Below are 6,294 nucleotides of genomic sequence, written 5' to 3' on the forward strand. Positions count from 1 at the left end.
AGGTATGCCCTCTCTCTTCGATCCCCTGACCCTGCGCGGCGTCACCGCCCGCAACCGCATCTGGACCTCGCCGATGTGCCAGTACTCGGTGCTCGACCAGTCGGGCGTCCCCGGCACCTGGCACCTGATCCACCTGGGATCGTTCGCGACCGGCGGCAGCGGCATCGTCTTCACCGAGGCGACCGCGGTCAATCCGGAGGGGCGGATCAGCCCGCGCGACACCGGCATCTGGACGGACGAGCAGCGGGACGCCTGGAAGCCGATCACCGCGTTCATCGAGAGTCAGGGCGCCGTTCCCGGCATCCAGCTCGGGCATGCCGGCCGCAAGGCGTCGTCGTGGCCGGCGTGGGGCTTCGAGGGCCGCACCGGCTCCGTCCCCGAGGCGGAAGGCGGCTGGCGGACGGTCGCACCGTCTCCCATCGCGTTCGACGGGCTCGACACTCCCGACGAGCTGGATGCGGCCGGTCTCGACACGATCGTGGACGACTTCCGCTCGGCCGCGCGCCGGTCGGTCGAGGCGGGCTTCCGGGTGATCGAGCTGCACGCGGCACACGGCTACCTGCTGCACCAGTTCCTCTCCCCGATCTCCAACCGGCGGACCGACGAGTACGGCGGATCGCTGGAGAACCGCGCTCGGCTGCTCCTTCGCATCATCGCGGCGGTCCGCGAGGAGGCGCCGGACGCGCCCCTCTTCGTCCGCTTCTCCGCCAGCGACTGGACCGAGGGCGGCTGGGACGAGGACCAGACCGCGACGGTGGCCGCCTGGGCCGAAGAGGCCGGAGCCGACTTCTTCGACATCTCCAGCGGCGGCATCCAGGCCGGCATCCGCATCCCGCTCGGCCCGGGCTACCAGGTGCCGTTCGCCCACCACGTGCGCAGCACCTCCGACGTGGATGTGAGCGCGGTCGGACTCATCACCTCGCCGCAGCAGGCGGCGGAGATCGTGGAGAGCGGCCAGGCGGACGCGGTCATGCTGGCACGCGAACTCCTGCGCGACCCGCACTTCCCGCTGCGGGCCGCTCACGAGCTCGGCGTCGAGATCGGCTACTGGCCGCCGCAGTACCTCCGCGCGCGCTGGCGCTGAGCTGCGCGCCGGCGGTCGCGCCGGTCGTTGCGTCGGCGGTCAGGCCGGTTCTGTGAGGCAGAGGTAGTTGCCCTCGCTGTCCTGGAACCACGCCGATCGGCCCATGTCGTCCGTCGCGATCCCGTTCTCGGTGTGCAGGCCGGGGAAGTCGTAGTCCGCGAACGTGACTCCCCGCTCCCTCAGGTGGGCCATCGTGGCCTCGATGTCCGGCGTCAGCCAGCACATCGCCGTGTTCTGTGCGGTGCCGGCGTTCCCGGTCTCATACACGAAGATCTTCGCCTCAGACCCGGTGCCGTACAGCACACCGCCCTCGGTCGTCCGCTCCGGTTCGAGTTCCAGCTTGTCGCGGTACCACTCGATGGCCCGCTGCAGGTCGGAAGCAGGAAGGACGGAGTACGTCACATAAGACTCCAACATGGGGATCCTCCTTCATCCAGGCGGCACCATACGCGCGTGCGACGCGTTCGGGGCCACTGGAATCGCGGGTCTACGCCGCCTGGGAATCCGCCCCGGAAACCCCGGCTCCAGCGCTCTCCGCCTCGATATACTGGCGGGCAAATGGACGACCCTCCCTCTGCCAGCCCGTTGCCCGTGTCGAGCCCGCTGGGATGCGAGCGAGGTGACGGCCGTGCTCTATGAGTGGATCATGCTCGCCGTCGGCCTGCTGCTGACGGTCGGGACCGGGCTCTTCGTCGCCAGCGAGTTCGCCCTCGTCAACCTCGATCGCGGCGATCTGGAGGCACGTCGCGAGCGGGGCGAGTCGCGCCTCAGCATGACCATCGCCGCGCTGAAGATCACCTCGACGCACCTGTCGAGCGCACAGCTCGGCATCACGCTGACAACGCTGCTCACCGGTTACACGATGGAGCCGGCCATCAGCTCGCTGCTGCGCGGACCGCTCACGGCGACCGGGCTGCCGGAGGGCGCCGTCACGCCGATCGCGTCCGTCGTGGCGATCGCCGTCGCGACGCTGCTGTCGATGATCCTCGGCGAGCTCGTGCCCAAGAACTTCGCCCTCGCCCTTCCGCTCGCGACGGCCAAGCTGGTGATCCCGTTCCAGACGGTGTTCACGACGGTGTTCCGGCCGTTCGTCGCCCTGCTGAACGGCACCGCGAACGGGATCCTCCGTCTGCTCGGCATCGAGCCGAAGGAGGAGCTGTCCGGTGCGCGCACCGCCGACGAGCTGTCGTCGCTGGTGCGCCGGTCGGCCAGCGCGGGTGTCCTCGAGGAGGACACCGCCACCCTGCTCAGCCGCACGCTGGCCTTCTCGAGCCGCACCGCCTCGGATGTGATGACGCCCCGGCCGCGCATCGAAGCGGTGCAGCGCACCGATCCGGCCCAGGCGGTCAGCGAGCTGGCGAGAAAGACCGGATACTCGCGGTTCCCGGTGATCGGCGATGACATCGACGACGTGCTCGGCGTCGTCCACGTCAAGCAGGCCGTCGCCGTCCCCCGGCAGCGACGCTCGCGTGTGCCCGCTTCCGCCCTGATGACCGACCCACTGCGCGTTCCCGAGACGATGGGTCTCGACACGCTGCTCGGCGAGCTGCGCGCCCGCGGCTACCAGCTCGCGGTCGTCGTCGACGAGTACGGCGGCACCTCGGGCATCGCGACGCTGGAGGACCTCGTCGAGGAGATCGTCGGCGAGGTGGCGGACGAGCACGACCGCACGCGCGCGGGCGTCATCCGCGGGCGTGACTCGATCACCTTCCCCGGCATCCTGCGCCCGGACGAGCTGGAGGAGCGTGCCGACGTCACCGTCCCCGAGGAGGGGCCGTACGAGACCGTCGCCGGCTTCGTCATGAATGAGCTCGGCCGGCTGCCGAAGGTCGGCGACGAGGTCGTGATCGACGGCGGCACCCTGCGCGTCGAGCGCCTGGACGGCCGCCGGGTCGACCGCATCCGCTACACGCCCGATCCGGTGCCCGTCACCGAGGGCATGAACGGAGAGGGGGCGGCTCATGAGTGACTGGGCCGGAATCGCCTGGCTGGTCGTGCTGCTCGCCGTCAACGCCTTCTTCGTCGGTGCCGAGTTCGCGGTGATCTCCGCACGCCGCTCCCAGATCGAGCCCCTGGCGGAGCGCGGGAAGCGCAGCGCCAAGACCGCTCTGTACGCCATGGAGCACGCGACGCTGATGCTCGCCACGACGCAGCTCGGCATCACCGTGTGCTCGCTGTTGATCCTGAACGTCTCGGAGCCGGCGATCCACCACCTGTTGGAGGTGCCCCTGCACGCGACCGGGTGGTCCGAGGAGGTCATCGGCACCATCGCGTTCATCGTCGCGCTGATCGTCGTGTCGTTCCTGCACGTCGTGTTCGGCGAGATGGTCCCGAAGAACATCTCGTTCTCGATGCCCGACAAGGCCGCGCTGCTGCTGGCTCCGCCGCTCGTCGGCATCGGCCGTGCCGTCCGACCGATCATCGTCGCCCTGAACGCGACGGCGAACGCAGTGCTGCGCCTGTTCCGGGTGGAGCCGAAGGACGAGGCGGCCAGCACGTTCACCCTCGACGAGGTCGCGACGATCGTGTCGCAGTCGACCCGGGAGGGCGTGCTGACGGACCGCACCGGCGCCCTGACGGCGGCATTCGAGTTCACCGAGAAGAAGGTGCGGGATGTCGCGGTCGCGCTCGACGCGCTCGTGACCCTTCCGTCCGCCCCGACTCCCGCCGACGTGGAGAAGGCCGTCGCCAAGCACGGTTTCTCCCGCTACGTCGTCCCGGACGCCGACGGCGAGCCGACCGGCTACCTGCACCTCAAGGACGTGCTCGACCTGGAGGAGACCGGCTTCGAGCTCCCCGTGCCGGCCAAGCGCATCCGTCGCCTGGTGACCGTCTTCGCCGGCAGCGACCTGGAGGACGCCCTGGCCACCATGCGCCGGTCCGGCAGCCACCTGGCCCGGGTCGTCGACGCGGAGGGCGCCACCGCCGGAGTGCTGTTCCTGGAGGACATCATCGAGGAGCTCGTCGGCGAGGTCCAGGACGCGACCCGGCGCACCTGAGCCGGCTCTCCCCACAAACTTCTTGACCCTCCTGCAAGAGTGAGTGTACAGTCACTCACATGGCACGAACACTCTCCACCGCAGACGACCGCCGCGAGGCGGTGCTCGACAGCGCCATCGCCGTCTTCGCCGTCGGCGGCTACCTCGGCACCCCCATCGCGGCGGTCGCCAAGGATGCGGACATCTCCCCCGCCTACGTCTTCAAGCTCTTCCCGAGTAAGGAGGGTCTGTTCGTGGCCGCGCTGGAGCGCTGCTTCGAGCGGATCGAGAACGCGCTGGAGTCCGGCGCCCGGAGCGCCGACGGCGAGACGCCGACGGTGATCCTCGACCGGATGGGCGACGCGTACGCGGAGCTCATCGGAGACCGCTCGCTCCTGATGCTGCAGGTGCACGCGCAGTCCGCCTCGGACGTCCCGGAGATCCGGGAGGCGCTCCGGCGCGGACTCGCCCGGATCACCCGCTTCGCCACGATCCGATCGGGCGCCGAGCCCGACGCCGTCCAGCGCTTCATCGCCTACGGGCAGCTGTGCCACCTGGTGGTCACGGCCGGCCTGGAGGACGTGCCCGAGGAATGGGCACGAACGCTCACGAACAGCATCCAGCACGCCTGATCCCCCCTTCGACCCCACCGCCATCACCCGGCTCCCAGGAGTGATTGATCGATCACTCACAACGAAAGGACAGTCCCATGGAAACGTCTCTCGCCACCGCAGCGGCACCTGCCGCCGCGGCCACTCCCCGCAGCACGCACCGCTGGTGGGCGCTCAGCGTGCTCGCCCTCGCACAGTTCCTGGTGGTGCTGGACGCATCCATCGTCAACATCGCACTGCCGACCGTCGGCACCGCCCTCGGTCTCGACACCGCGGCGCTCGCCTGGGTGGTGACCGCCTATGTCCTGCCCTTCGGCGGTCTCCTCCTGCTCGGCGGACGTCTCGCCGACCGGTTCGGGCACCGCCGGGTCTTCCTCGTCGGCGTCGCCGGCTTCGCATTGGCGTCGCTCGCGGCCGTTCTCGCCGTGAACGGCACCATGCTCCTGGGGGCACGGGCCGTTCAGGGCGCGTTCGCCGCCCTGCTGGCGCCCGCATCCCTCGCTCTCCTCACGCAGCTCTTCCCCGACGCCGAGGCGCGCGGGAAGGCCCTGGGCCTGTGGGGTGCGGTGGCCGGGATGGGCAGCGCGGCCGGCGTCCTGCTCGGCGGTGTGCTCACCGCGGCCTTCGGCTGGTCCGCCGTCTTCTTCGTGAACGTGCCCGTCGGCATCCTCGTGCTCGCGGTCATCCCGTTCCTCATCAACCGCGACCCGGCCGGCGATACCGAGCGGATGGATGCGGCGGGAGCCGCGACCGCGACCCTCGGACTCGCGGCGGCCGTCGCGGCCCTCAGCGAGGGCGGCACGCTCGGCTGGACCAACCCGATCGTCCTGGGGCTCGCTGCCGCAGCGGTCGTCCTCCTCACCGCGTTCGTGCTGATCGAACGCCGTACCGCCCACCCCCTGCTGCCGTTCTCCTTCTTCCGCAATCGCGACGCCCTCGCCGGCGACATCGTGATGCTGCTGGTCGGCGGCGCCACGGTCGCGCTGTTCTTCGCGCTCTCGGTCTACCTGCAGGAGGTGCTCCACCTGGATGCGCTGTCGGCCGGACTCAGCCAGCTGCCCCTCGCCATTGCACTCGTCGCGATCGCCGGTGTGATCCCGGCCGTCGTCGCCCGGGTGGGCCTGCGCACGACGCTCGCCGGTGCGCTCGTCGTGCTCGCCGCCGGGGTCGTATGGTTCGCCCTCGCCGGGAGCACCGGATTCATCGCCGGGTTCATCCTGCCGAGCATCGTGATCGGTCTCGGCCTGGGCGCCTCCTTCGTCACTGTCACCCAGCTCGCCGTCCGCGGTGTGCCGGAGCCGGAGTCCGGCCTGGCCAGCGGTCTGGTCAACACCGCGCAGCAGATCGGCGGCGCGCTCGGCCTCGCCGTCCTCGGCGGCATCGCCTCCGCCCGCACCTCCGCGCTGTTGGACGCGGGAAGCAGCGGGTCCGACGCCGCCGCCGGCGGATTCCTCCTGCTGTTCCTGGGCACCGCGGTGCTCGCGGTCGTCGGCGCGGCGATCACGGCACTGGTCCGCTCCCGCTCCAACTGACCCTCCGGCCTCCGACCCTCCGTCGAGTACGCACAAACTGCACGCGGATCGCATGATCCGCGTGCAGTTTGTGCGTACTCGACGGAGGG

The 6,294-nt window shown here is 70.4% G+C and carries 6 protein-coding genes; 5 read left to right on the forward strand and 1 reads right to left on the reverse strand.

All coding sequences use genetic code 11. From position 1 onward, the window contains the following. Window positions 1–4 precede the first annotated feature (4 nt). A complete protein-coding gene (locus H284_RS0104970; protein WP_020075359.1) occupies window positions 5–1,084 on the forward strand; it encodes an NADH:flavin oxidoreductase/NADH oxidase in 1,080 nt (359 codons plus the stop codon). A gap of 39 nt (window positions 1,085–1,123) precedes the next feature. Here H284_RS0104970 and H284_RS0104975 read toward each other — a convergent pair whose 3' ends face one another. After that, window positions 1,124–1,501 (reverse strand): VOC family protein, encoded by a 378-nt coding sequence (locus H284_RS0104975; RefSeq protein ID WP_018190131.1) that lies wholly within the window; start codon window positions 1,499–1,501, stop codon window positions 1,124–1,126. Between the two features lie 229 nt (window positions 1,502–1,730). On the opposite strand from H284_RS0104975, the gene H284_RS0104980 reads away from it, so the two are divergent. The 4 genes from H284_RS0104980 to H284_RS0104995 all read left to right on the forward strand — a co-directional run bounded on the left by H284_RS0104980 (window position 1,731) and on the right by H284_RS0104995 (window position 6,205). Beyond that, window positions 1,731–3,053 carry a hemolysin family protein gene (locus H284_RS0104980; protein WP_039731290.1) on the forward strand — a complete coding sequence of 441 codons (1,323 nt, stop codon included), beginning with the start codon at window positions 1,731–1,733 and terminating at the stop codon, window positions 3,051–3,053. Continuing rightward, a complete protein-coding gene (locus H284_RS0104985; RefSeq protein WP_020075362.1) occupies window positions 3,046–4,083 on the forward strand; it encodes a hemolysin family protein in 1,038 nt (345 codons plus the stop codon). Before H284_RS0104980 ends, H284_RS0104985 begins: the two co-directional genes overlap by 8 nt. Before the next feature lie 59 nt (window positions 4,084–4,142). Beyond that, on the forward strand, window positions 4,143–4,694 hold the full coding sequence (locus tag H284_RS0104990; RefSeq protein ID WP_020075363.1) for a TetR/AcrR family transcriptional regulator: 552 nt from the start codon (window positions 4,143–4,145) through the stop codon (window positions 4,692–4,694). A 77-nt stretch (window positions 4,695–4,771) separates the two neighbouring features. Next, entirely contained in the window at window positions 4,772–6,205 is a 1,434-nt protein-coding gene (locus H284_RS0104995; RefSeq protein WP_020075364.1) for a DHA2 family efflux MFS transporter permease subunit, read from the forward strand. The last annotated feature ends 89 nt before the right edge of the window (window positions 6,206–6,294 follow it).

This window comes from Cryocola sp. 340MFSha3.1, from assembly GCF_000383315.1.
Classification (GTDB): domain Bacteria; phylum Actinomycetota; class Actinomycetes; order Actinomycetales; family Microbacteriaceae; genus Leifsonia.

What these genes read in the sequence shown, in the direction of transcription:
- H284_RS0104970 (WP_020075359.1), top strand. Translation starts at nt 5, where the DNA reads ATGCCCTCTCTCTTCGATCCCCTGACCCTGCGCGGCGTCACCGCCCGC.
- H284_RS0104975 (WP_018190131.1), bottom strand. Translation starts at nt 1,501, where the DNA reads ATGTTGGAGTCTTATGTGACGTACTCCGTCCTTCCTGCTTCCGACCTG.
- H284_RS0104980 (WP_039731290.1), top strand. Translation starts at nt 1,731, where the DNA reads ATGCTCGCCGTCGGCCTGCTGCTGACGGTCGGGACCGGGCTCTTCGTC.
- H284_RS0104985 (WP_020075362.1), top strand. Translation starts at nt 3,046, where the DNA reads ATGAGTGACTGGGCCGGAATCGCCTGGCTGGTCGTGCTGCTCGCCGTC.
- H284_RS0104990 (WP_020075363.1), top strand. Translation starts at nt 4,143, where the DNA reads ATGGCACGAACACTCTCCACCGCAGACGACCGCCGCGAGGCGGTGCTC.
- H284_RS0104995 (WP_020075364.1), top strand. Translation starts at nt 4,772, where the DNA reads ATGGAAACGTCTCTCGCCACCGCAGCGGCACCTGCCGCCGCGGCCACT.